Source organism: Leucobacter sp. MMO-125 (assembly GCF_037148395.1).
GTDB lineage: Bacteria > Actinomycetota > Actinomycetes > Actinomycetales > Microbacteriaceae > Leucobacter.
Window position 1 is genome coordinate 329,570 of record NZ_JBBCTL010000003.1, and the last position, 19,877, is coordinate 349,446.

Genomic DNA, 19,877 nt, shown 5'->3' on the forward strand with positions numbered 1-19,877 from the left:
GGTCACTGTGAGCATTGACGAGGCAATCGCCGACCGCACGCACGTGGAGCCGGCTGTCGAAGAACTCGAATCCGACGGCGATCTCGCTGCCGATTACATTGAGGGTCTGCTCGACATCGCTGAACTCGGTGGCGACATCGACATCGATGTTGCGAACGGGCGTGCCTATGTTGCCGTTAACGGTGGCGGCTCCGATCTTGATCGGCTTGCCACGCCTGACGTGGTGCAGGCCCTGCAGGATCTGACGCGCCTTGCGGTGCAGGCGAAGACGGGGCGCTTCTCGCGGCTCATCATCGATGTGGGTGGGTCGCGCAATGCGCGCGCGGCTGAGCTCAAGGGCATGGTTGACGCCGCGATCGCTCAGATCGCTGCCGGCCTGGACCGGGTCGAGCTGGAGCCGATGTCGTCGTACGAGCGCAAGCTGGTGCACGATGATGTGGCTGAACGCGGCTACTTCTCGGAGTCGCGCGGCGAGGGCAAGGATCGCCGGCTCGTCATCAGCCGCGGTTGAGGGGCCGCACGCGCGTTTCACGTGAAACGCCGCTGCAGGCCTGCTGCCTGAGCATGACCGGACACACGAACGCGAAGGGGGCGCAGTGAGCGAGAGCGAGCTTGAGGTCGAACCGTCGGCCGCGGCGGAGATTGCGGGCGACCGCATCGAGGTGCTGCGTGAGTTCGCGCGGGATCTCGGCGAACGCGGTGAAGAGCTCGGTCTGATCGGGCCGCTCGAACCGCCGCGTCTTTGGACGCGTCACCTGCTGAACAGCGCGATTCTCGCGCCGCTCATCACTGCGGGTGCCAAGGTCGCTGATATCGGCACGGGTGGCGGAATGCCGGGCTTGGTGCTGGCGATTGTGCGCCCCGAAGCGGAGTTTCGGCTCATCGAGCCGATGGAGCGCCGTTGCAACTGGCTGAACGAGCAGATCGAGCGCTTGCAGCTCGACAATGTCGAGGTGTTGCGGGGGCGTGCCGAGGAGTATCACGGCGCCTTTGAGGTGGATCAGGTTACTGCGCGCGCGGTGACTGCGCTGCGCAAGTTGGTGCCGCTGACCGCTCCCCTGCTGCGCGACGGCGGTGAGATGCTGTTCCTCAAGGGCACTTCGGTGCAGGGCGAGATCGATGCTGCCGAGAAGGTGCTACGCAAGCACCGGGTGCGGGAGATCTCGGTGGAGGAGCTCGGCGCGGGGCAGCTGGCCGAGACGACGCGCGTGTTTCGGGCTAAAATCGGTTCTCATGGCTGAGGCGGAGAAGACGCTCGTCGGCGATCACCTCGTCGACAAAATTAGGCGACGCCGCAAACTCGCTGAGACGGTGTCCCCGCTTCCTTCGGCACCGCGCATCATCACGGTTTCAAACCAGAAGGGCGGCGTCGGCAAGACCACCACCACGGTGAACTTGGCTTCGGCGCTGGCTCGCCGGGGCGCGCGGGTGCTGGTGATCGATCTTGATCCGCAGGGTAATGCGTCGACGGCGCTCGGTGTGCCGCATCGCCCTGAGGTGACGAGTGTGTACGACGTGTTGTTGGGTGACAGCAGCCTCGAAGATGCGCTGCAGCCGACCACCGATCACGAGAATCTGTTCTGTGTGCCGTCGACGATCAACCTCGCGGGTGCTGAGATCGAGCTGGTGTCGTTGGTGGCCCGTGAGCAGCGTCTGCGCACGGCGCTGCAGAGTTTCCTCGCGCAGGCAGAGCACGCCTACCACTACGTGTTCATCGACTGCCCGCCGTCGCTGGGACTGCTCACGGTCAACGCTTTCGTCGCCGCTGACGAGGTGCTGATCCCGATTCAGTGCGAGTATTACGCGCTGGAGGGCCTGAGCCAGCTACTGGGCAACATCCAACTGATCCAGAAGCATCTCAATCCGGGGCTCGCGATCTCCACGATTTTGCTCACCATGTACGACGCGCGCACGAATCTTGCGCAGGAGGTTGCCGGTGAGGTGCGGTCGCATTTCCCTGAGCAGGTGCTTGCTGCGGTGATTCCACGGTCGGTGCGCATTTCTGAGGCACCGAGCTACGGGCAGACGGTGCACGCGTATGACGGCGGTTCGATCGGTGCGCTTGCGTATCTTGAGGCGGCTGCTGAGATGGCGGATCGCGGCGCTGGCGCACCGCAGGGGGCAGACTCACACGAAGACGGAGAGGCGTAGGCATGGCGACCAAGAAGCGAGGCGGGCTCGGCCGCGGGATTGGCGCGCTCATTCCGCAGGCGCCATCGACCGGGGAGCGCCCGGTCGATGTGTTCTTCCCCGCGAACAATGGAGCGGCAGCTGTTGCCGCCACCGAGAGTGAAGAGGCGACGGGCGCGGCGTCGGAGACTGCCGATGCCCCACGTTTGCAGGAGGTGCCCGGCGCGCAGTTGACGCGTTTGGCGGTTGCTGAGATCGTACCGAACCGTTCGCAGCCTCGCACCGAGTTCGATGAGGAAGCGCTTGATGAACTGACGCACAGTGTGCGTGAGTTCGGCGTTTTCCAGCCGATCGTGGTGCGTGCCATCGAGCCGGCCCCCGCGGAGGGCGAGCCCCGGTACGAGCTGATCATGGGTGAGCGTCGTCTGCGTGCTTCGAAGCGTGCGGGCTTGGAGACGATCCCCGCGATCGTTCGCAGCACCGCCGATGAGCACATGCTGCGCGACGCGCTGCTTGAGAATCTGCACCGTGCGCAGCTGAATCCTCTGGAGGAGGCGTCGGCGTATCAGCAGCTGCTCGCCGATTTCGGCATCACGCAGGAGCAGCTGGCTGAGCGGATCGGGCGTTCGCGCCCGCAGATTTCGAACACGATCCGTTTGTTGCGCCTGCCTGAGCAGGTACAGGCGCGGGTGGCTGCGGGTGTGTTGTCGGCGGGTCACGCGCGGGCGATTTTGTCGCTTGATGGTGACGGCGAGTCGATGCAGCGTCTGGCCGACAAGATTGTGAATGAGGGTCTGTCGGTGCGCGCGGCTGAGGCTGCGGCATCTGAGGAGCCGAAGCGTCGGGTGCCGAAGCCGCGGGCGGGCGGCGTGCAGGCGCAGCTCGGTGAGATCGCGGATCGTCTGGGCGACCGTTTCGATACGCGGGTGGCGGTGAAGCTGGGCGCGAAGAAGGGGCAGATCATCATCGACTTCGCGACGATCGCCGACCTGAAGCGCATTCTGTCGGAGCTCGGAGACCCCGGCTTCAGCTGAGCCTCTCTTGATACTGCCGAAGGCAGGTGAATGGTGGCGGCTCCCCCGCTGTGGTTGACTGGCGGCATGACTGAGCAAAGCCGCATTGTGACCGCTGAACGGGTGATCGCCGCTGATGCGGCCGCCATATTCGAGCTGATCGCCGATCCGGCGCAGCAGCCTCGCTGGGATGGCAACGACAATCTGGTGGAGGCTCCCAGAGGGCAGCGTGTGCACGGCGTGGGCGAAGTGTTCGTGATGCGCATTCACAACGGCGAGGGCCGCGAGAATCACGTCATCGAGTTCGAGGAGGGGCGGCGGATCGCGTGGAAGCCGGCTCCGGTGGGCGAAGAACCGCGGGGGCACGTGTGGCGCTGGGAGCTGGAGCCGACAGATGGCGGCACCTTGGTGCGCCATGTGTACGACTGGTCGCAGCTCACCGATGAGTCGCGGTTTGCGCGGGCTCGGGCGACGACGGCTGAGTCGTTGCGGGGGTCGATCGATCGTTTGGCGGCGCTTGTCGAGGGCTAATCGCGGGGCGTTGTGCTGTGGGAAGTTCCAGGGGGATCCCGGGTGGTGACCGAGGAAAAGCGGAAGCTCCGGCGAAGATAGCAGCACTGGCGATGGTAAGTGTGGCTCCGGCGGTCACAGTGCCGACGGCACCTGGAAGCTGCAGACCGGTCTTGCGAAGACCGGCCTCGGTGAGGCACCCGTGAGCTGGGGCGTCGTTGCCGGTGCGGCAGCGGTGCTCGGCGCGACTCTGCTCGCCGCGCAGGCCCTGGTGCGCCGTCGCCTCAGGTAGCGCCTTCGCGGCCCCCGCACACAACGAATCCCGCCTCGGGCCAGAGCCCGAGGCGGGATTCGTTGTTCATTCCCTTCGCAACCGACCGCGATCAGTGCAAACGTAAGCCGCACCGCCGCGAGGAGAAAGGGCTTAGATGATCCCGTTCAGGTGCTCCTCGATCATCGGCTTCGGCATGGCGCCGATAATCTCGCGCACCTCCTCGCCGTTCTTGAACACCTTCATCGCGGGGATGGAGGTGATGCGGTACTGCGCCGCGAGGTTGGGGTTCTCGTCGACGTTCAGCTTGACGATGCGCAGCTTGCCATCCTGCTCGGCCGCGATCTTGTCGAGCACGGGAGCGACAGCACGGCAGGGGCCGCACCACGCAGCCCAGAAATCGACAAGCACGGGGATGTCGCTCTGCAGCACAACCTTTTCGAAGGTCTGCTCGTCAACGTTGATGGGTTCTGACATTGTTCTTCTCCTTGTGTGAGCGGGTGGGGCTCAGCCGTCGAGGGCGGCCAGGTAGTGCTCGGCGTCGAGCGCTGCGACCGTGCCCGAACCTGCGGCCGTGATGGCCTGCCGGTAGGTAGGGTCGACAACGTCGCCTGCTGCGAAGACACCGGCGACGGAGGTGCGCGAGCTGCGGCCTTCGACGGCGATGGTGCCCTCTTCGGTGAGATCCAGCTTGCCGTGCACCAGGTGGGTGCGCGGATCGTTGCCGATCGCAATGAAGAGGCCCTGCAGCGCAAGCTCGCGCTCGGTGCCGTCGACGGTGCTGCGCAGCGTGAGGCCGGTGACCTCGTCTGCGCCGTGGATCGCGGCGACCTCGGAGTTCCAGATGAACTCGATCTTCTCGTTGTCGAAGGCACGCTGCTGCATGATCTTCGACGCCTTCAGCTCCTCTCGCCGGTGGATCACGTAGACCTTGTCGGCGAAGCGGGTGAGGAAGGTGGCCTCCTCCATGGCAGAGTCGCCGCCGCCGACCACCGCGATCGTCTTCTCGCGGAAGAAGAAGCCGTCGCAGGTGGCGCACCAGGAGACCCCGTGACCGGAGAGGCGATCCTCGTCAGGCAGCCCCAGCTTGCGGTAGGCCGAGCCCGTCGCGTAGATCACGGTGCGGGCCTCGTGCACGCTGCCATCGCCGGCGGTGACGCGCTTGACGTCACCCGAGAAATCGACGTCGACGATGTCGTCGTAGACGATTTCGGTGCCGAAGCGCTCGGCCTGCTCCTGCATGCGCTGCATGAGGTCGGGACCCTGGATACCCTCGGGGAAGCCGGGGAAGTTTTCCACATCGGTGGTGTTCATCAGCTCGCCGCCGATGCCGATCGAGCTCGCGAAGAGCACCGGCTTCAGGCCTGCGCGTGCGGCGTAGATGGCCGAAGTGAAACCGGCCGGGCCGGAACCGATGATGATGATCTGGTGCATGGAGCTCCTCGCGCACGATGCTGGTGGGAGGCGGGCCGTAGGCCGCCGCGGGTAGTACAACCAATCCTAGGCGTGGGCTATTCCGCGGGGGCCGGGGCGCGCTCAGGCAGGGTCAGTGTCGTTGCCGAGCCGAGTGTTGTTGCCACTATCAACGCCGCTATCGCTGACACCGGCAGCGCCATTCTCAGCGTGGGTTGCGACAGCAGCATCGTCGGCGTCGGCACTGGCACCAGCGTCGGCACCTGCGCCGGCAGTGCGGCGGCGACGCAGGCGACGCACACTGCGCCAAATGCCGAAGCCGAGCAGCAGCGATGCCAGCGCACCCAACACGCTGAGCGCTACGGTTTCCACCCCGCTGCGAATCGAGATGGGCAGCGTGCCCGTGAACACCGTGAGATCGTCTGAGGTTGCCGTAATCGTCACCACTAGGCCCGACTCCCCCGAAGAAACACGGCTGTTCACCGGCACCAGCACGCGCTCATTGCCCTCCGGCGGCACCACCACATCTGCGAGGCGGGGCTCTTCGACGGTGAGCCCCGCAGACGCCGGAACAGCCTGCACATCGACGATCGCCTCAAACGGAAGAGAGTTGTGCAACTGCACTGGAACCCGAGTGGAAGCACCCACCAGCTGCATGCGCTCAGTGGTGATCGCGTGCACGCCCTGCAGCAGTTCTGCATCACGCTCGCGATACTGCCCCGCAACCTTCGCGAAGTCGGTGCCCGGCAGCGCATAGCGCGTGGCGAACAGGTCGAGCAGGCGGGTGCGCTGGTAGCCGCTCAGATACTCGGGATTCACGAGCACCGCCCCGAGCTCGTTGACCGTCGACTCGCGCCCCACAGCCGCCCGCAGCAGCTCGCGCCGCTCTTCCAGCGTGTCGGCGCCCCGCAGCAGCGCCGTGCCTTCGTCGAGCCCCGAGATCGGAGTCGACGCCACCCAATCGAGCGCCCGCAACTGCTCGATGAGCGCTGCAGGATCTTCGGTGTCTGCGACCGCGCCCCTGTCGAGGCCCAGCACGAGATCACCGGATCCGCTCTGAGCGGCCAGCAGCAGCTGCGCCGCCAAGCGGGAGACACCCGCGGCGCGCTCCACCTCGCTCGAAGCCGCGAGTGCCGTGCGCGCAGAGGCCGCAAGCATCGTGTCGGTGATCACCGCGGTGCCCTGCTCGAGAGCGACGCGGGGACCGCCGCTCGAACGGTCGACATTCTCAGAGTCGAGCACGACAGTGTTGATATTCGACGCACGCAGCAGATCGAGCGTGGCCTGATCTACCGACCCCTCAGCGGGCCAGGCAGTGGGCTGCACGGTATCCCACTGCAGCAACTGCGCGAGTGAGGGCGTCGTTGCGGTGTCGCTCTCAGGGTTCGAAGGATCTGCGCTGCCGCCATCGCCGGAACCCCCCGCAGTGCCATAACTATCAGCAGCAGCGGTATCCGAGGCGCTACCAGCGCCTGACTCGCCCTTCGCGGCATTTCCCGCCGTGCCATCTCCGCCGACCGCTGTTCCCGGCTCAGCGCCGCCAGGAAGCTGCCCGCCAGCGCCCTGCTTCGTATCAGCCGAGAAATTGCCGAATCGTGTTACAAAATCGAGATTGCTCGGCTGCATCAGTGCGGAGAACCCGAGGTCGGCCTGGGCTGAGGGATCCGCATCGGCGAACTGCAGCAGAAAATTCGGCAGCGTGCTCGCCTCAAGCCGAGCCAAGAACTGCCTGGCCGACTCAGGCGCCTCATCACCGTACGCACGAATGCCAGCCACCACCCTCGGATCGATCGCGAGCGTCGCCTGAGCGGTGCGCGCCTCATCGAGCAACCGCGACCAACCCGACTGCAGCTCTTCGAGCTGCGAACGCGTGGGCAGCGTATGAGTATCGCTCGGCAGCACGATCGGCACGATCATGCCAAGACGCACCGCGCTCCCCGCGCCGCCCTTCCCCGGCCAGGTCGCACCCTGCCACACCAGCGGCACCGTCACGCTGAGGTCTGGAGCAGCTGACACCCGCAGCAGATACACCCCCGAAGGAGTATCCGAAGTGAAGGGCAACTTGTTGCGCGGCACCGTCAGCGTGGTGGTCTGCTCGGCATCGGGCGCAACCGCGCTGAGCTGCCCCTCGGCGAGATCGAGCGGATGCTGCGGGAACACCCCATCGAGATCGTCAGTCGACGCAATCGGACGCGGATCGAGCGCGAGCTCAAGCGTGGTCTCGGCCAGCGGCTGCGCACCACGATTGCCCACAAGCACATCGATCTTTAGCTCGCTCGCATCGTTGCGGAGCACCGGATCACGCGGTGACGCCACGATCGTCGCATCGACAGCGTCAGCAGCCGGAAGCTCGGCGGCTGAAGCCGCCGCCGGGCCACCCAACAGGGCCAACGCGAGCGCCGCCACGATGAGCGTGCGCTTGCGAGACCCGGCAGAAAACGACATGGCAACCAGTCTAGGGAGCACCCCCGATACGCACGCCCAGGTACCCTTATTGGATGCCCTCTCTCGCCGAATCCATGCTGGCGCTGCGCTCCATCGCCGCCTCCGCTCCGGTCGCAAGCCTCGCAGAGGCCTTCGCTGACCGCGGCCACGAGTTCGCCCTCGTCGGCGGCCCCGTGCGCGACGCGCTGTTGGGCAGAGCGGTCACCGACCTCGACTTCACCACCTCGGCCCGCCCCGACGAGACCCGCGCGATCCTCGACTCGCTCACCAAGAACGTGTGGGATGTCGGCCGCGACTTCGGCACCATCGCGGCCCGTCTGCACGGCGAAACCGTAGAAATCACCACCTATCGCGCCGAAACCTACCGCGACGACTCCCGCAAACCCGACGTCAGCTTCGGCGACACCATCGAAGGCGACCTCGTACGCCGCGACTTCACCATCAACGCGCTCGCGCTCATGCTGCCCGAGATGCGACTCGTCGACGTGTCGGACGGCATCGAGGATCTGCTCGCCGGGCGGATCCGCACCCCGGGCTCTCCCGAAGCATCGTTCACCGATGATCCGCTGCGAATGCTGCGCGCCGCACGCTTCGCATCGCAGCTCGGCTTCGAAGTGGTGCCAGAGACCCAGGCGTCGATGTGGGAACTCGCCGAACGCCTCGACATCATCTCCGCCGAGCGGGTGCGCGACGAATTCGTGAAACTGCTGTCGACCGCCGACCCGGTGCCCGGCATCCGGCTGCTCGTCGAAACCGGCCTCGCCGACCGCTTCCTGCCCGAACTCAGCGCTCTCACCTCCACCCAAGACGACCACGGCCGCCACAAAGACGTCTACGAGCACAGCCTCACCGTGCTGCGGCAGGCGATCGAGCTCGAGGCTGAACGCGGGCACGACCCCTCCCCCGATGTGGTGCTCAGGATCGCGGCCCTGTTGCACGACATCGGCAAGCCCGCCACCCGACGCTTCGAACACGGCGGCGTCACCTTCCACCACCACGACGTGGTGGGCGCGAAGCTCGCCAAGAAACGCCTGCGCGAGCTGCGCTTCGACAACGACACCATCAAGCGCACCGCGCGCCTCATCGAGCTGCACCTGCGGTTCTTCGGTTACAGCGACCAGCAGTGGACCGATTCCGCAGTGCGCCGCTACGTGCGCGACGCCGGCGACGAACTCGACCGCCTGCACATCCTCACCCGCGCCGACGTCACCACCCGCAACCGGCGCAAGGCCGAACGCCTCGCCCACGCCTACGACGACATCGAGCGCCGCATCGGCGAACTCGCCGAAGCCGAAGAGCTCGCCGCCGTGCGCCCCGAACTCGACGGCGAACAGATCATGGCGCTGCTCGATATTCCGCCGGGGCCGCTCGTGGGTCGCGCCTACAAATACCTGCTCGAAGTGCGCCTCGACGAGGGGCCCATCGGCGAGGCCGCAGCCGAGGAGCGACTGCGCACCTGGTACGCGCAGCAAGCCTGAACCGGCACTGATCGCTCGGAATCTCTCGAGCGATGTGAAGCGCAAGACCTGCGAGACCCGAAGAATGCAACGAAGATGGAGAACGCGATGAGTGAGCAAGCAGCGGATCCGAACACTTGGTTCGATGGCCGCTCGCGCGCAATGTTCGTGCACGCGCACCCCGACGACGAAACCATCTGCACCGGCGGCACCCTCGCGGCGCTCGCCGAGGCCGGGCTCGAACCGCTGCTCGTCACCCTGACCCGGGGTGAGCAGGGCGAAGTGACGCCCGGGCCGCTGCAGGCGCTCGCAGGCACGCACGGCCTCGCTGTCGTGCGGCAGAACGAACTGAAGACAGCGCTCGGCATGCTCGGAGTGGAGCGCCACACCTTCCTCGGCGTCGAACCCGCGCGCGCCGAAGGGCTGCCCCCCACCATTTACGAGGATTCGGGCATGGCCTGGGGATCCGACGGTCGCGCAACGGCCGCACCCGAGGCGAGCCGCGACGCCCTCACCAGCGCGCCGGCCGTCGAGGCATTGAACGATCTGCTCGCCGCCGCCTACCTGGCGGGAGCGCAGGCGATCGTGAGCTATGACGACGGGGGCGGCTACGGCCACCCAGACCACCGCTTCGCACATCGGCTGTCGCGCGCCGTCGCGCAGGCGCTCGAACTGCCCTTCTGGGAGATCGTGCCCGGTGCCGACGAAACCGGCGAAAGCTACGACGTCTCCCCCTGGTTCGAGCGCAAGGTCGCCGCGCTGCGGGCCCACGGCACGCAGCTGACCGTCGACGGCGAAGAGATCGTGCACGTCGGCGGGCAGCGTGAGCCGATCCGCCGTGTGGAGCGGTTCCGTCGCCTCTCATAACTGGCCGGGCGGCCGCAGCACGAAGGTGCTAAGCTGTTCGAGTTGTCTGCGTGCAGAGCGATCCGCTCAGTGCACGGGCACATCGCATAAACACCCTCCTGCCACAGAAATCCTGTGGCCGTGAAGTCCGAAGGAGGTGGGTCAGTAATGCATCCGTACGAACTCATGGTGATCCTCGATCCGGGTATCGACGAGCGCACCGTGGCCCCCAGCATGGACAAGTTCCTCGGCGTCATCCGCAATGCGGGCGGCGAAATCGAGAACGTCGACATCTGGGGCAAGCGCCGTCTCGCATACGAGATCAAGAAGCAGGCCGAAGGCATCTACGTCGTGGTGAATTTCTCCGCGACCCCCGAAGCCACTGCCGAGCTCGACCGTCAGCTGGGTCTCTCCGAGGCCGTGCTGCGCACCAAGGTGCTCCGCGCAGACGAGCTCATCGCTCAGCGTGCCGCCCAGGCCAAGCGCGATCAGGCCAAGGCCGCTCGTGCCGCGAAGGTGGGCGCGTAGCTCATGGCCGGCGAGCCGCTGATCACTGTTGTCGGTAACCTCGTTGCCGACCCCGAGCCTCGCGTGAGCCAGGCCGGCAAGTCGTGGGTGACCTTCCGGATCGCCTCGACGCCGCGCGTGCGTGACCGTCAGTCGGGCGATTGGTCTGACGGCGAACCGCTGTGGCTCGGATGTCGCGCGTACGGCGAATACGCCGATAACATCGCGGCATCGCTCACGAAGGGCATGCGCGTTATCGTGCAGGGTCGCCTCACGCAGCGCAGCTACACCGACAACCAGGGGCAGCAGCGCACCTCGCTCGACCTTGAGGTCGAAGAGGTCGGCCCGTCGCTGCGTTTCGCCACCGCTCAGGTCAGCCGCGGTCAGTCGCGCGGCCAGGTCGGCGGCTTTGGCGGCGGCAGCCAGCAGCCCCAGGGTCAGAGCAGCTGGGGTCGCCCCGCTGCGCAGCAGCAGGAAGGCAACCCCTGGACCAACTCCGGTCAGGGCGGCGCTCCCAGCGGCGGCAACGACTTCGGTGGCGGCTTCGACGACGAGCAGCCCTTCTAGGCAGATAACTTCTTGATCCGGCCAGCCGGATCGCATCACGAAAAGAGACCAAATATGGCAGGCAAGTCCAGCGGCGCAGGCCGCAAGCCGGGTCGGGGTAAGAACGCCAAGACCCTCGCACCCGCGAAGAAGCAGACCGTCGGCGTCATCGACTACAAGGATGTCGCGACGCTGCGCAAGTTCATCTCTGAGCGCGGCAAGATCCGCGCCCGCCGCATCACCGGCGTGTCCGTTCAGGAGCAGCGACTGATCGCGAAGGCCGTGAAGAACGCCCGCGAGATGGCGCTCCTCCCCTACGCCGGCTCCGGCCGCTGAGCCGCGAAGGAAGCACATCATGGCGAAGGTAATTCTCACGAACGAGGTCCAGGGCCTCGGTTCCGCCGGTGACGTCGTCGACGTCAAGAACGGCTACGCACGCAACTACCTCGTGCCGCAGGGCTACGCGGTGCACTGGACTCGCGGTGGCGAGGCCCAGGTTGCACAGCTCCGCGCTGCGCGCGACGCTCGTGCGCTCGCTTCAGTCGAGGACGCTCAGGCGCTCAAGGCCAAGCTGCAGGAGGGCAAGATCCGCCTGCTCGCAAAGACCGGTGCTGAGGGCCGTCTGTTCGGCTCGGTGAAGCCCGCGGCCGTGGCCGCTGCGGTTTCGGAGGCTGGTCTGGGCGAGATCGACAAGCGCAAGATCACCGTTCCGACCATCAAGACGACCGGCGAGTACGCCGCCATCGTGCACCTGCACGAGGGCGTCGATGCCAAGGTGACCCTCCAGGTCATCGCGCAGCGCTAATCTCTGCGTTTCGAGCGGGGCGGGCATCCTTCGGGATCCCGCCCCGCTTTCGTGCGTGCGGGGTGGATCGGGCGCTAGCTGCGAGAGTGTCTCCGGTTGCTGCGGGCTCGTGTGGGCCCGCAACATCCGTCCGCGTGCCTCTGGGGCCAGACGGTCGCCTATCGGCACCTGGCGGGCCTCAGGTCGGCTCTGAGCGCGGATTTCCGCGGGATGGCCGCTGGGTGAACGGCGCAGCGCGCGCGGGCTGCGGAAAACCTTTGACAGCGGCGGGTTTTCCCGCTAGTTGTCCACATGTGGGTGCGCCGCAGAAGCCTCAAGTTCTACCTGAAACTTGAATAACTTTTCCCCTGTGGAAAGTTTAAATACCTGATCAAGCGGTAGTATTTCACCCCATCCCACATCTTCTCCACAAGTTGTCCCCAGCGGTGTGGAAAACATGTGGCTTAAATCGGCAACTTATTCACCTAGTTATCCACAGGCAGGATTTGCGGTCACTTGAGTCGCCCATGCGGCGCTCGTACCGTGAATGTCGGGGGTCTGGTGTCTCATCAGTTGGTAACAGACCCGCACAACACAAAAGGAGTCGTCGAGTGTCGATCGCACACCTGGGCATCTCAGATCCATTCGAGGCTGACGAGCCGCGCGGCCACGAGCGCACCCCGCCCTACGACCTGCTCGCAGAGCAGAGCGCCCTCGGCGGCATGCTGCTCTCCAAAGACGCCGTCGCCGACGTCACCGGCATGCTCAAAGGCAGCGACCTCTACGTGCCCAAGCACGAGGTCATCTACGAGGCCGTGCTCTCGCTGTACTCACGCGGCGAGCCCACCGACGTCATCACCGTTACTGACGAACTCACCAAGGCGGGCGAGCTGCAGCGCGCCGGCGGTGCCGAATATCTGCACACGCTCACCAGCATCGTCCCCACCGCAGCGAACGCCGGCTTCTACGCCGAGATCGTCGCCGAAAAGGCGCTGCTGCGCCGCCTGGTCGAAGCCGGCACCCGGATCGTGCAAATGGGATACGCCGGCGAGGGCGAAGCGATCGACCTCGTCAATGTCGCCCAGTCTGAGATCTACGGTGTCACCGGTGAGGCGCAGGGCGAAGACTATGTGCCGCTGCACCTCGCCGTCGACGCCGCCCTCGAAGAGATCAACAAAGCGAACAGTGCCACCGGCGGCATGCTGGGCGTGCCCACCGGCTTCAGCGAACTCGACGCGATGACCAATGGCTTTGCCGGCGGGCAGATGATCATCATCGCGGCACGACCCGCCATGGGTAAATCGACGCTCGCGATGGACGTGGCACGCAACGCCTCAGTGCACGCGGGCGCCCCCACCGTCTTCTTTTCGCTCGAAATGGGGCGCGCCGAGATCGCCATGCGACTGCTCGCCGCCGAAGCCTCGATCCCGATGCAGACCCTCCGCAAGGGTGCGCTCGACAACCGAGACTTCCAAAAGCTCGCGGCAACGCAAGCCAGGGTTGCCGAAGCGCCCCTCTTCATCGACGACAGCCCCAACCTCACCCTCGTCGAGATTCGTGCGAAATGCCGCCGCCTTAAACAGCAGCACGGTCTGCGCATGGTGGTCATCGACTACCTGCAGCTGCTGTCGAGCGGCAAGAAGTCGGAGAGCCGCCAGCAAGAGGTCAGCGAGTTCTCGCGAGCGCTCAAGCTACTCTCCAAAGAGCTCGACGTGCCCGTGATCGCGCTGTCGCAGCTCAACCGTGCCTCCGAGCAGCGCGCCGACAAAATGCCTGCCATCAGCGACCTGCGAGAATCGGGTTCGCTCGAGCAAGACGCCGACATGGTCATCCTGCTGCACCGTGAAGCCGTGGGCGACCGCGACAGCCCGCGCGCCGGCGAGGCCGACTTCATCCTCGCCAAGCAGCGCAACGGGCCCACGGGCACCGTCACTGTTGCCTTCCAAGGCCACTACTCGCGCTTCCAAGACATGCCGCAGGGCGTCTGAATTGATGGCGCATCCCGCAAGCGTAGATACGCTGCGGTAGGGCCGACCACCTCGCGTTGAGGCGCGGGTTCCGTTCACCGGGGGCGCATCCCGCAAGCGGTGAAGCGCGGCCGTAGGCGCGTCTGGTCTGCGGAGCTGGCACTTGTCGCGGTGGCGGGGCGGCTCCTCAGCGAGCTCGCGGCAGGACGCGATAGACTGCCAGACGAAGAAAGGGGTGTCATGTCCGCTGCTGTTCCGAGCGCTGCGGAGCCGACGACCCCGCACGTCGCGGTCTCCCGCTCCGTGCGACTGGTGCGTGTGGCTGTGCTGATCATTGCCGGCCTCGCGATCGCGTTCAGCGCGACCATGCACGAGCGTCTGGGCTTCGACCTGGGCCTCACCGCGGCGAGCCTCGGGGGCATCGGCATCGCGCACCTCATCGAATGGTTCGCCCGTCGTGCGACGAGCCCCAGCTCGCTGCCCCTCATGCTCGGCCTCACCGCCGGTGCCGCCGCGATCGCGGTGCCGTTCATGGCCTCCGCTGTCGGCTTCGCGGTGCTGATCGCCGCCTGGTCGCTCGTCAGCGCTCTGCTCGAGTTCATCGGCGGAGTAGTGCAGCCCGGCAGCCGGCAAGATGCCACCCTGCTCGGTGCCACCGGTGTGCTGCTCGCCCTGCTGACACTGCTCGTGCGCGAAGACCCCGTGGCCGTGCTCGGCTTCTTCGGCGCCTACGCCGTGCTCAACGGCGTCTTCCTCGGCATCTCAGCCTTCGATACCCGCCGCGCGAACACCGCCACGCAGACCGCCGTCAACGCGGGCTGACCCATACGCTCCCTACCTGAAAGCAGACGATGACTCAGCCCAACGAGCCCGCACCGCAGGATCCCGTGACCCCGTCGCGCCGTGACCGCCTTCGGCCGCTCGAGCTCGTCGGCTTCTCTGCAGTGCTCGGCATCTTCGCCGGCGCTGTGGTCTTCTTGACCACCCGAGATTGGGTGCTCGCGCTTATCTTCCTGGGCGTGGGATTCATCGTCTCCGTGATGATGGTGGCGCTCGTCGGCCTCGGTGGCAAGCCGAGCCGGGAAGATCTCGAAGCTCGAAAAGATCTGCACCGCCCCCAGGGCGACGACTGGCACTGACCGGGCATCTGCCCCGATCCGCACCGGCCTCATTGCGGCCCCGAAGCCGCAAAGCTGACTCCCGCGTCAGTCGCGCCGTCTGCGCGTCCAGGCGCGCGCATCTCTGCTTGAAAGTGCCAGCAGAATCAGAATGTCGAGTGCGAGCGTGAGCAGCGTGGTGCGCACTGTGATCTCCTCGCCCGTCGCGAAATAGGCCACCGCTGATGCCGTAATGCTCGCGGTCGCCCCAAACATCACGAGCAGCCGCGCACGGTTGCCACCCCGCCAGACCATCGAGGCGAGCATGAGCAGCAGCAGCATCCACAACCCTTGCACGCCCAGCAGCACGCCCAGCACCACTCCTGACTCGCCAGGCTCAAGGTCGAGATCGCCCTGCAGCGATCCCCACTCACGCAGCAGAGACACGCTCCACAGCGCAGTGCCGGCTGCGCGAGCCACAACCAAGGCGGTGCCACCCGAAACCGAGAGCGGCCTGCGACTCGGCGGTGCCAGCTCCGCCTCGCGTTCAAAGAGGCTCACCGCGGGTTCGAGCGCCGCGCGCTTCCGGTGTCGATCGGTCACGAGGCCGCTCCAATCTCGGTCACGTCGATATCGCTCAGATCGATTACGGGCAAGTCACCATCGGTGCGGATCGTGTCGCCCCCGCCGTTCCGGGAGTGATAGCCGGTCGAAAAGTCGGCGAGGATCTCGACGCGCGCCGCCGCATTCGCGGCCAGCACCGTCGAAACGACATGATCCCGTTCCACATCGATATCGGCGTCGATCTTGTGGGTGATCTGCAGTGTGAACAGCGAAAACCCCACAGCGCGGTCGAAGGTGCCGGCGCCCAGCCAGTCCACCCGGGCCCCGCCCGGCAGCAGCCACCCATCCGGGGTGCGCCAAAAACGTACGTGGTGGCGCTTCGCGGGATTGCCGGCCACCTCCTGCTGATAGGCGACATCCTGCATGCGCCCGAACAAGAACAGCGGGCTCACCGGTGCGCGGTCGTAGCTGCGGCGTGTGACCGTCGACACCACGATGTTCCACGAGGAGCGCAGCGTCACAGGATCGGCGCGAGTCCAACCCGCACGCTCCATCGCCTCATGCAACTGCTGCTCGCTGCCGCGCAGCGACAAATTGATGGGGTCGCCCAGCAGGCCATCGCTGGTGCGGGTGCGAGCAATGAAGTAGTTGGGCACGTAGATCGTGGTGAGAATACGGTGCACGCGGGGGAGCGCCAGGTAGGCGAGCAGCACCCAGAAAGCGATCACCGACAGCACGCCGAACCAGCCGAAGCTGAAGCTCTCGGTGAGAGTCAGCCACGCCAACCAGACGGCCGCGATCCCGGCGTACACGAAGAAGAACTCGTCGAGCACGGCCGTGAGTGAGATGCGCGAGCGCTGCACGGAGCCCATGGCACCATGCTAGGGCGTGTCTCGCGGATCCTTGCCTACTGCGCGCGCCTGTTCTGGGCGTCTCGCTGCGTTGTCGTCGTCAGATTTACGACCAGCAAACCGTCCTCCTCCGCCTTGCGAGACACCCCTCCCAGGCGCTGCTCGCAACGGCAACGACCCACGAGACACGCCCTAGTCACGCGGGGCGGGTCCGCGCCGTCGAACGGCCCCGCCGATCCGCACCGCAGACCACCGGCACCGCCTACCAGCGCCGCCGCTCAGTCCTCGGGATCCTCAGGGTCGATGGGGGCGTGGTGATCGAAATTGACCATGCCGCGCTTCCAGTAGCCGCTGAGGGCGAACTGCTCGCGGGGGAGACCGTACTCGTACTTTACGAGGCGGCGCAGCGGGATGAGTCTGGTTGCCTCGCCAGCTGCGAAGAGGAAGGTGCCGTCATCGATGCCGGCATCCGTCGCCGCGTCGGCGAGGGAGCCGAAGGCCTCGGTGACGGTCACGGCGCGGCCGCCGTGCTCGTGCAGGTAGGGCTCGATCCAATCCAGATCGGCGGAGGAGGCGTCGACGACAACCTCGACCTCGGTGCGCGCGGGCACCGAGGCGATCCAGCGGGTAGCTGCGGGCAGTGCGGAGGGGTCGACGATGAGCAGCAGCCTGTCGGCACCCTGCGGCGCCGTCGCCGACCCGCGGGGCCCCACCACGACGATCTTGTCGCCCGCCTCGGCGGCTGCCGCCCACGCTGATGCGGGGCCGGGGTCGGGGTGTTGCAGGAAGTCGACGTCGAAGGCGCGCAGGCCGGTATCGGGGTCGGTGCGCATGTTCAGGGGCGTGAAATCGCGGGGGAACATCGGTGCTTCGGGCCGCACGATGCCGTCGGCGTCTGGCCCGACCGGGGCCGGAGCGACCAGCTCGCCGGTCAGAGGATGCGGGAAGAACAGCCGCGCGTGATCCGCGGGGCCATCCGAAACGAAGTCGTGCAGCTCGGGGCCTGAAAGGGTGACGCGGATGAACGGCCCGCCCGGCGAGGTCACCGCCGTCACGACGGCCTCGCGTGCGGTGAAGCGGTGACGCACCCGCTGGCGGGCGAAGCGAGTGGCGGCCGGCAGATTCTCTGTCACAGCGGTCCTTTCATCGGATGTTTCCACTCTGGCATAGTTCGGCGCGAAGCGGCAAGAGAACGCAGGCCATCCCGATGAGCCCCAAAGTTGCTATCGCGTCTGCTGCGTTCAGATGCGATCGCGCACTGCACACGAGGGCGAAACGACGAGTGCCCCCGCCACAAGACGGAGGCACTCACGCGCGCGGCGCGCGGATCAGTCGGAGCCGTAGGATCGCGCGGATCCGCCCCGCCTACCGCTGCAGGTAGTCGAGCAGTCGCGCCGCATCACCCACATAGGTGGCGGGGGTCAACGCAAGTAGGCGCTGCTTGGCTGCCTCGCCGATCTCCAGATCCTCTACGAACTCGACGAGCTCAGCCTGGCCGATCCGGCGGCCGCGGGTGAGCTCCTTGAGTGCCGCGTACGGATCCTTGATCGTCGACCGACCCGCCGTCACCTCAGCGCGAATCACGGTCTGGATCGCCTCACCCAGCACCTCCCAGTTCGCGTCGAGATCCGCCGCGAGCACCTCGGGGGCGGCATCGATCTGGCCGAGCCCCTTGAGGATGTTGTCGAGCGCCAACACCGAATGGCCGAGACCGACACCAATATTGCGCTGCGCCGACGAATCGGTGAGGTCGCGCTGCCAGCGGCTGGTCACCAGCGTCGCAGCCAGCGAATCGAGAATCGCGTTCGACAGTTCGAGATTCGCCTCAGCATTCTCGAAGCGGATCGGATTGACCTTGTGCGGCATCGTCGACGAGCCCGTCGCGCCGGCCACCGGGATCTGACGGAAGTAGCCGATGGAGATGTAGCTCCAAATATCGGTGGCGAGATTGTGCAGAATCCGGTTGGCGTGCGCGATGCGCGTGTACAGCTCGGCCTGCCAATCGTGCGACTCGATCTGGGTGGTGAGCGGGTTCCAATCGAGCCCCAGACCCTCCACGAACTCCTGCGACACCTGCGCCCAATCAGTGTCGGGATCCGCCGCGAGATGCGCCGCGAACGTGCCGGTAGCACCCGAGAACTTGCCGAGATACTCGACATCGTCGATCTGATTGAGCTGCCGCTCCAGACGGTGCACGAACACCGCAAGCTCCTTGCCGAGCGTCGTGGGTGTTGCCGGCTGACCGTGAGTGCGACTCATCATAGGCAGCTCGCGGTACTGCTCGGCCTGGCGCGCGATCTCAACGATGACCGACTCGAACTTCGGGCGCCACACATCGGCGATCGCCTGCTTCACGGTGAGGGCGTACGAAAGATTGTTGATGTCTTCGCTCGTGCAGCACACATGGGTGAGCTCGGCGAGACGACCCAGATCGAGCTCGTCAAGCTTGCCGCGCACGAGATACTCGACAGCCTTCACATCATGCTGAGTGGTGCGCTCAGTCTCGGCGAGCATGTCGATCTCGGCCTGACCGAAATTTGCAGCCCAATCGCGCAACGCCTGCAGATCGGCAGTGGGCAGAGGTGTCGCACCCAGCAGTGAATGCTCAGTGAGATAGGCCAGCCACTCAACCTCGACATGCACCCGGGCCTTGTTGAGCCCCGCTTCGGAAAGAGTGTCGCCGAGACCTGCGACCGCGGCGCGGTAACGGCCGTCGAGGGGGCTGATGGGCTGCGGGGGAAGCGGAGTCATGGGTGCCTCTCGGTGGTTCGGGATCGCGGGCCAAAATCCATTCTCCCACGCGGGTGGGGTGGCGGATCCGCCATCGCTTGCACGCTCCACCTTTGCCGCCTGAGAGCATCGGTGTTCCTATGCGCGCGAAAGAACATTCTGGCCAGGGGGTCTAGCCCCGGCCGCGCTTCCGATTGGTGCCGAGCAGGGCATTCATGATCCCCGACAGAACCGACATCACGAGCGCGGCGAGCACACCCCACCAGAATGACTCGATCCGCAACCCGAAGCCGGCGAGATCAGAAAGCCACGCGACCACCGCGAACAAGATGCCGTTCACGATGAGGCCGAACAGGCCGAGCGTCAGAATGTACAGCGGAATGGAGACGAAGCGCACCACCTTGCCGAGCGTGCCGTTCACGAGCCCGAACACGAGCGCGACCAGCAGCAGCGTGACGATCGGGGCATAGTCATCATCGCTGATCGCCTCGATCCACACCCCGTGAGGGCCGTCGCCGCCCACAATGAGCGTGGTGAGCCACAGTGCGAAAGCGCTGACGAGCACGCGGATGACGGTACGCATGCACCCAGTCTGACAGCCGCGGCTGAGTGTCCGGGGGCCCCTTGCAAGTGAAGCACAGATACTCCATCGCTTTTCCTTGGTTTGTGCACCCGTTCTGCAGTGGTGGCGCGAGGCAGTATCCTGGTGCATTCTGAGTGTTTCCCCGGTCATACCGAAGCCGAGG

Annotated in this window: 22 protein-coding genes; 14 read left to right on the top strand and 8 right to left on the bottom strand. The window is 66.1% G+C overall.

Annotated features, from left to right (window positions below):
* Nucleotides 1–7: 7 nt before the first annotated feature.
* From WFI54_RS09175 to WFI54_RS09195, 5 genes are all read left to right on the top strand, one after another.
* Nucleotides 8–511 carry a Jag family protein gene (locus tag WFI54_RS09175; RefSeq protein WP_336652488.1) on the top strand — a complete coding sequence of 168 codons (504 nt, stop codon included), beginning with the start codon at nt 8–10 and terminating at the stop codon, nt 509–511.
* An 85-nt stretch (nt 512–596) separates the two neighbouring features.
* Entirely contained in the window at nt 597–1,241 is a 645-nt protein-coding gene (rsmG, locus tag WFI54_RS09180; RefSeq protein ID WP_336652489.1) for a 16S rRNA (guanine(527)-N(7))-methyltransferase RsmG, read from the top strand.
* Nucleotides 1,234–2,151 carry a ParA family protein gene (locus WFI54_RS09185; protein ID WP_336652490.1) on the top strand — a complete coding sequence of 306 codons (918 nt, stop codon included), beginning with the start codon at nt 1,234–1,236 and terminating at the stop codon, nt 2,149–2,151. The genes rsmG and WFI54_RS09185 overlap by 8 nt, the downstream gene beginning before the upstream one ends.
* A 2-nt stretch (nt 2,152–2,153) precedes the next feature.
* A complete protein-coding gene (locus WFI54_RS09190) occupies nt 2,154–3,164 on the top strand; it encodes a ParB/RepB/Spo0J family partition protein (protein WP_336652491.1) in 1,011 nt (336 codons plus the stop codon).
* Nucleotides 3,165–3,230: 66 nt separating this feature from the next.
* Nucleotides 3,231–3,674: an SRPBCC family protein gene (locus WFI54_RS09195; protein WP_336652492.1), complete on the top strand. Its 444-nt coding sequence runs from the start codon at nt 3,231–3,233 to the stop codon at nt 3,672–3,674.
* A 403-nt stretch (nt 3,675–4,077) separates the two neighbouring features.
* On the opposite strand, the gene trxA is transcribed toward WFI54_RS09195, so the two are convergent.
* The 3 genes from trxA to WFI54_RS09210 all read right to left on the bottom strand — a co-directional run bounded on the left by trxA (nt 4,078) and on the right by WFI54_RS09210 (nt 7,782).
* Nucleotides 4,078–4,401 carry a thioredoxin gene (gene trxA / locus WFI54_RS09200; RefSeq protein WP_336652493.1) on the bottom strand — a complete coding sequence of 108 codons (324 nt, stop codon included), beginning with the start codon at nt 4,399–4,401 and terminating at the stop codon, nt 4,078–4,080.
* A gap of 30 nt (nt 4,402–4,431) precedes the next feature.
* On the bottom strand, nt 4,432–5,358 hold the full coding sequence (gene trxB / locus WFI54_RS09205; protein WP_336652494.1) for a thioredoxin-disulfide reductase: 927 nt from the start codon (nt 5,356–5,358) through the stop codon (nt 4,432–4,434).
* 102 nt (nt 5,359–5,460) lie between these two features.
* Nucleotides 5,461–7,782 carry a DUF6049 family protein gene (locus tag WFI54_RS09210; protein ID WP_336652495.1) on the bottom strand — a complete coding sequence of 774 codons (2,322 nt, stop codon included), beginning with the start codon at nt 7,780–7,782 and terminating at the stop codon, nt 5,461–5,463.
* A gap of 53 nt (nt 7,783–7,835) precedes the next feature.
* Here WFI54_RS09210 and WFI54_RS09215 point away from each other — a divergent pair, with 53 nt between their 5' ends.
* The 9 genes from WFI54_RS09215 to WFI54_RS09255 all read left to right on the top strand — a co-directional run bounded on the left by WFI54_RS09215 (nt 7,836) and on the right by WFI54_RS09255 (nt 15,028).
* Nucleotides 7,836–9,260 (top strand): CCA tRNA nucleotidyltransferase, encoded by a 1,425-nt coding sequence (locus tag WFI54_RS09215; RefSeq protein WP_336652496.1) that lies wholly within the window; start codon nt 7,836–7,838, stop codon nt 9,258–9,260.
* Between the two features lie 87 nt (nt 9,261–9,347).
* The gene (locus tag WFI54_RS09220; RefSeq protein WP_336652497.1) at nt 9,348–10,106 is read left to right on the top strand and encodes a PIG-L deacetylase family protein; all 759 of its coding nucleotides are present in this window, start codon (nt 9,348–9,350) and stop codon (nt 10,104–10,106) included.
* A gap of 147 nt (nt 10,107–10,253) precedes the next feature.
* Complete coding sequence (gene rpsF, locus WFI54_RS09225) at nt 10,254–10,613, top strand: 30S ribosomal protein S6 (protein ID WP_336652498.1); 360 nt, start codon at nt 10,254–10,256, stop codon at nt 10,611–10,613.
* Between the two features lie 3 nt (nt 10,614–10,616).
* Entirely contained in the window at nt 10,617–11,159 is a 543-nt protein-coding gene (gene ssb / locus WFI54_RS09230) for a single-stranded DNA-binding protein (protein WP_336652499.1), read from the top strand.
* Between the two features lie 54 nt (nt 11,160–11,213).
* Nucleotides 11,214–11,474: a 30S ribosomal protein S18 gene (gene rpsR, locus WFI54_RS09235; RefSeq protein WP_017884085.1), complete on the top strand. Its 261-nt coding sequence runs from the start codon at nt 11,214–11,216 to the stop codon at nt 11,472–11,474.
* 19 nt (nt 11,475–11,493) lie between these two features.
* Nucleotides 11,494–11,943, top strand: coding sequence for a 50S ribosomal protein L9 (gene rplI / locus WFI54_RS09240; RefSeq protein ID WP_336652500.1), 450 nt, complete (start codon nt 11,494–11,496; stop codon nt 11,941–11,943).
* Nucleotides 11,944–12,533: 590 nt separating this feature from the next.
* Complete coding sequence (gene dnaB / locus WFI54_RS09245; RefSeq protein WP_336652501.1) at nt 12,534–13,910, top strand: replicative DNA helicase; 1,377 nt, start codon at nt 12,534–12,536, stop codon at nt 13,908–13,910.
* Between the two features lie 219 nt (nt 13,911–14,129).
* On the top strand, nt 14,130–14,711 hold the full coding sequence (locus tag WFI54_RS09250; protein WP_336652502.1) for a hypothetical protein: 582 nt from the start codon (nt 14,130–14,132) through the stop codon (nt 14,709–14,711).
* 29 nt (nt 14,712–14,740) lie between these two features.
* Complete coding sequence (locus WFI54_RS09255) at nt 14,741–15,028, top strand: ABC transporter ATP-binding protein (RefSeq protein ID WP_336652503.1); 288 nt, start codon at nt 14,741–14,743, stop codon at nt 15,026–15,028.
* 66 nt (nt 15,029–15,094) lie between these two features.
* Here the strand turns inward: WFI54_RS09255 and WFI54_RS09260 are convergent, their stop codons facing one another.
* From WFI54_RS09260 to WFI54_RS09280, 5 genes are all read right to left on the bottom strand, one after another.
* The gene (locus WFI54_RS09260; protein ID WP_336652504.1) at nt 15,095–15,589 is read right to left on the bottom strand and encodes a hypothetical protein; all 495 of its coding nucleotides are present in this window, start codon (nt 15,587–15,589) and stop codon (nt 15,095–15,097) included.
* Nucleotides 15,586–16,422 (bottom strand): LssY C-terminal domain-containing protein, encoded by an 837-nt coding sequence (locus WFI54_RS09265; protein ID WP_336652505.1) that lies wholly within the window; start codon nt 16,420–16,422, stop codon nt 15,586–15,588. Before WFI54_RS09265 ends, WFI54_RS09260 begins: the two co-directional genes overlap by 4 nt.
* A 257-nt stretch (nt 16,423–16,679) precedes the next feature.
* Nucleotides 16,680–17,534 (bottom strand): siderophore-interacting protein, encoded by an 855-nt coding sequence (locus tag WFI54_RS09270; protein ID WP_336652506.1) that lies wholly within the window; start codon nt 17,532–17,534, stop codon nt 16,680–16,682.
* A gap of 232 nt (nt 17,535–17,766) precedes the next feature.
* A complete protein-coding gene (gene purB, locus WFI54_RS09275; protein WP_336652507.1) occupies nt 17,767–19,152 on the bottom strand; it encodes an adenylosuccinate lyase in 1,386 nt (461 codons plus the stop codon).
* Between the two features lie 151 nt (nt 19,153–19,303).
* Nucleotides 19,304–19,714, bottom strand: a complete 411-nt coding sequence (locus WFI54_RS09280) for a phage holin family protein (RefSeq protein WP_336652508.1) — start codon at nt 19,712–19,714, stop codon at nt 19,304–19,306.
* Between the last annotated feature and the right edge of the window lie 163 nt (nt 19,715–19,877).

Excerpts from the sequence above, each read along its gene's own strand:
- WFI54_RS09210 (WP_336652495.1), bottom strand. The coding sequence starts at position 7,782 with ATGTCGTTTTCTGCCGGGTCTCGCAAGCGCACGCTCATCGTGGCGGCG.
- purB (WP_336652507.1), bottom strand. The coding sequence starts at position 19,152 with ATGACTCCGCTTCCCCCGCAGCCCATCAGCCCCCTCGACGGCCGTTAC.
- ssb (WP_336652499.1), top strand. The coding sequence starts at position 10,617 with ATGGCCGGCGAGCCGCTGATCACTGTTGTCGGTAACCTCGTTGCCGAC.
- trxA (WP_336652493.1), bottom strand. The coding sequence starts at position 4,401 with ATGTCAGAACCCATCAACGTTGACGAGCAGACCTTCGAAAAGGTTGTG.
- WFI54_RS09250 (WP_336652502.1), top strand. The coding sequence starts at position 14,130 with ATGTCCGCTGCTGTTCCGAGCGCTGCGGAGCCGACGACCCCGCACGTC.
- trxB (WP_336652494.1), bottom strand. The coding sequence starts at position 5,358 with ATGCACCAGATCATCATCATCGGTTCCGGCCCGGCCGGTTTCACTTCG.
- WFI54_RS09215 (WP_336652496.1), top strand. The coding sequence starts at position 7,836 with ATGCCCTCTCTCGCCGAATCCATGCTGGCGCTGCGCTCCATCGCCGCC.
- WFI54_RS09185 (WP_336652490.1), top strand. The coding sequence starts at position 1,234 with ATGGCTGAGGCGGAGAAGACGCTCGTCGGCGATCACCTCGTCGACAAA.
- WFI54_RS09265 (WP_336652505.1), bottom strand. The coding sequence starts at position 16,422 with ATGGGCTCCGTGCAGCGCTCGCGCATCTCACTCACGGCCGTGCTCGAC.
- rpsF (WP_336652498.1), top strand. The coding sequence starts at position 10,254 with ATGCATCCGTACGAACTCATGGTGATCCTCGATCCGGGTATCGACGAG.
- WFI54_RS09190 (WP_336652491.1), top strand. The coding sequence starts at position 2,154 with ATGGCGACCAAGAAGCGAGGCGGGCTCGGCCGCGGGATTGGCGCGCTC.
- WFI54_RS09280 (WP_336652508.1), bottom strand. The coding sequence starts at position 19,714 with ATGCGTACCGTCATCCGCGTGCTCGTCAGCGCTTTCGCACTGTGGCTC.
- WFI54_RS09255 (WP_336652503.1), top strand. The coding sequence starts at position 14,741 with ATGACTCAGCCCAACGAGCCCGCACCGCAGGATCCCGTGACCCCGTCG.
- WFI54_RS09220 (WP_336652497.1), top strand. The coding sequence starts at position 9,348 with ATGAGTGAGCAAGCAGCGGATCCGAACACTTGGTTCGATGGCCGCTCG.
- WFI54_RS09195 (WP_336652492.1), top strand. The coding sequence starts at position 3,231 with ATGACTGAGCAAAGCCGCATTGTGACCGCTGAACGGGTGATCGCCGCT.
- rpsR (WP_017884085.1), top strand. The coding sequence starts at position 11,214 with ATGGCAGGCAAGTCCAGCGGCGCAGGCCGCAAGCCGGGTCGGGGTAAG.
- rplI (WP_336652500.1), top strand. The coding sequence starts at position 11,494 with ATGGCGAAGGTAATTCTCACGAACGAGGTCCAGGGCCTCGGTTCCGCC.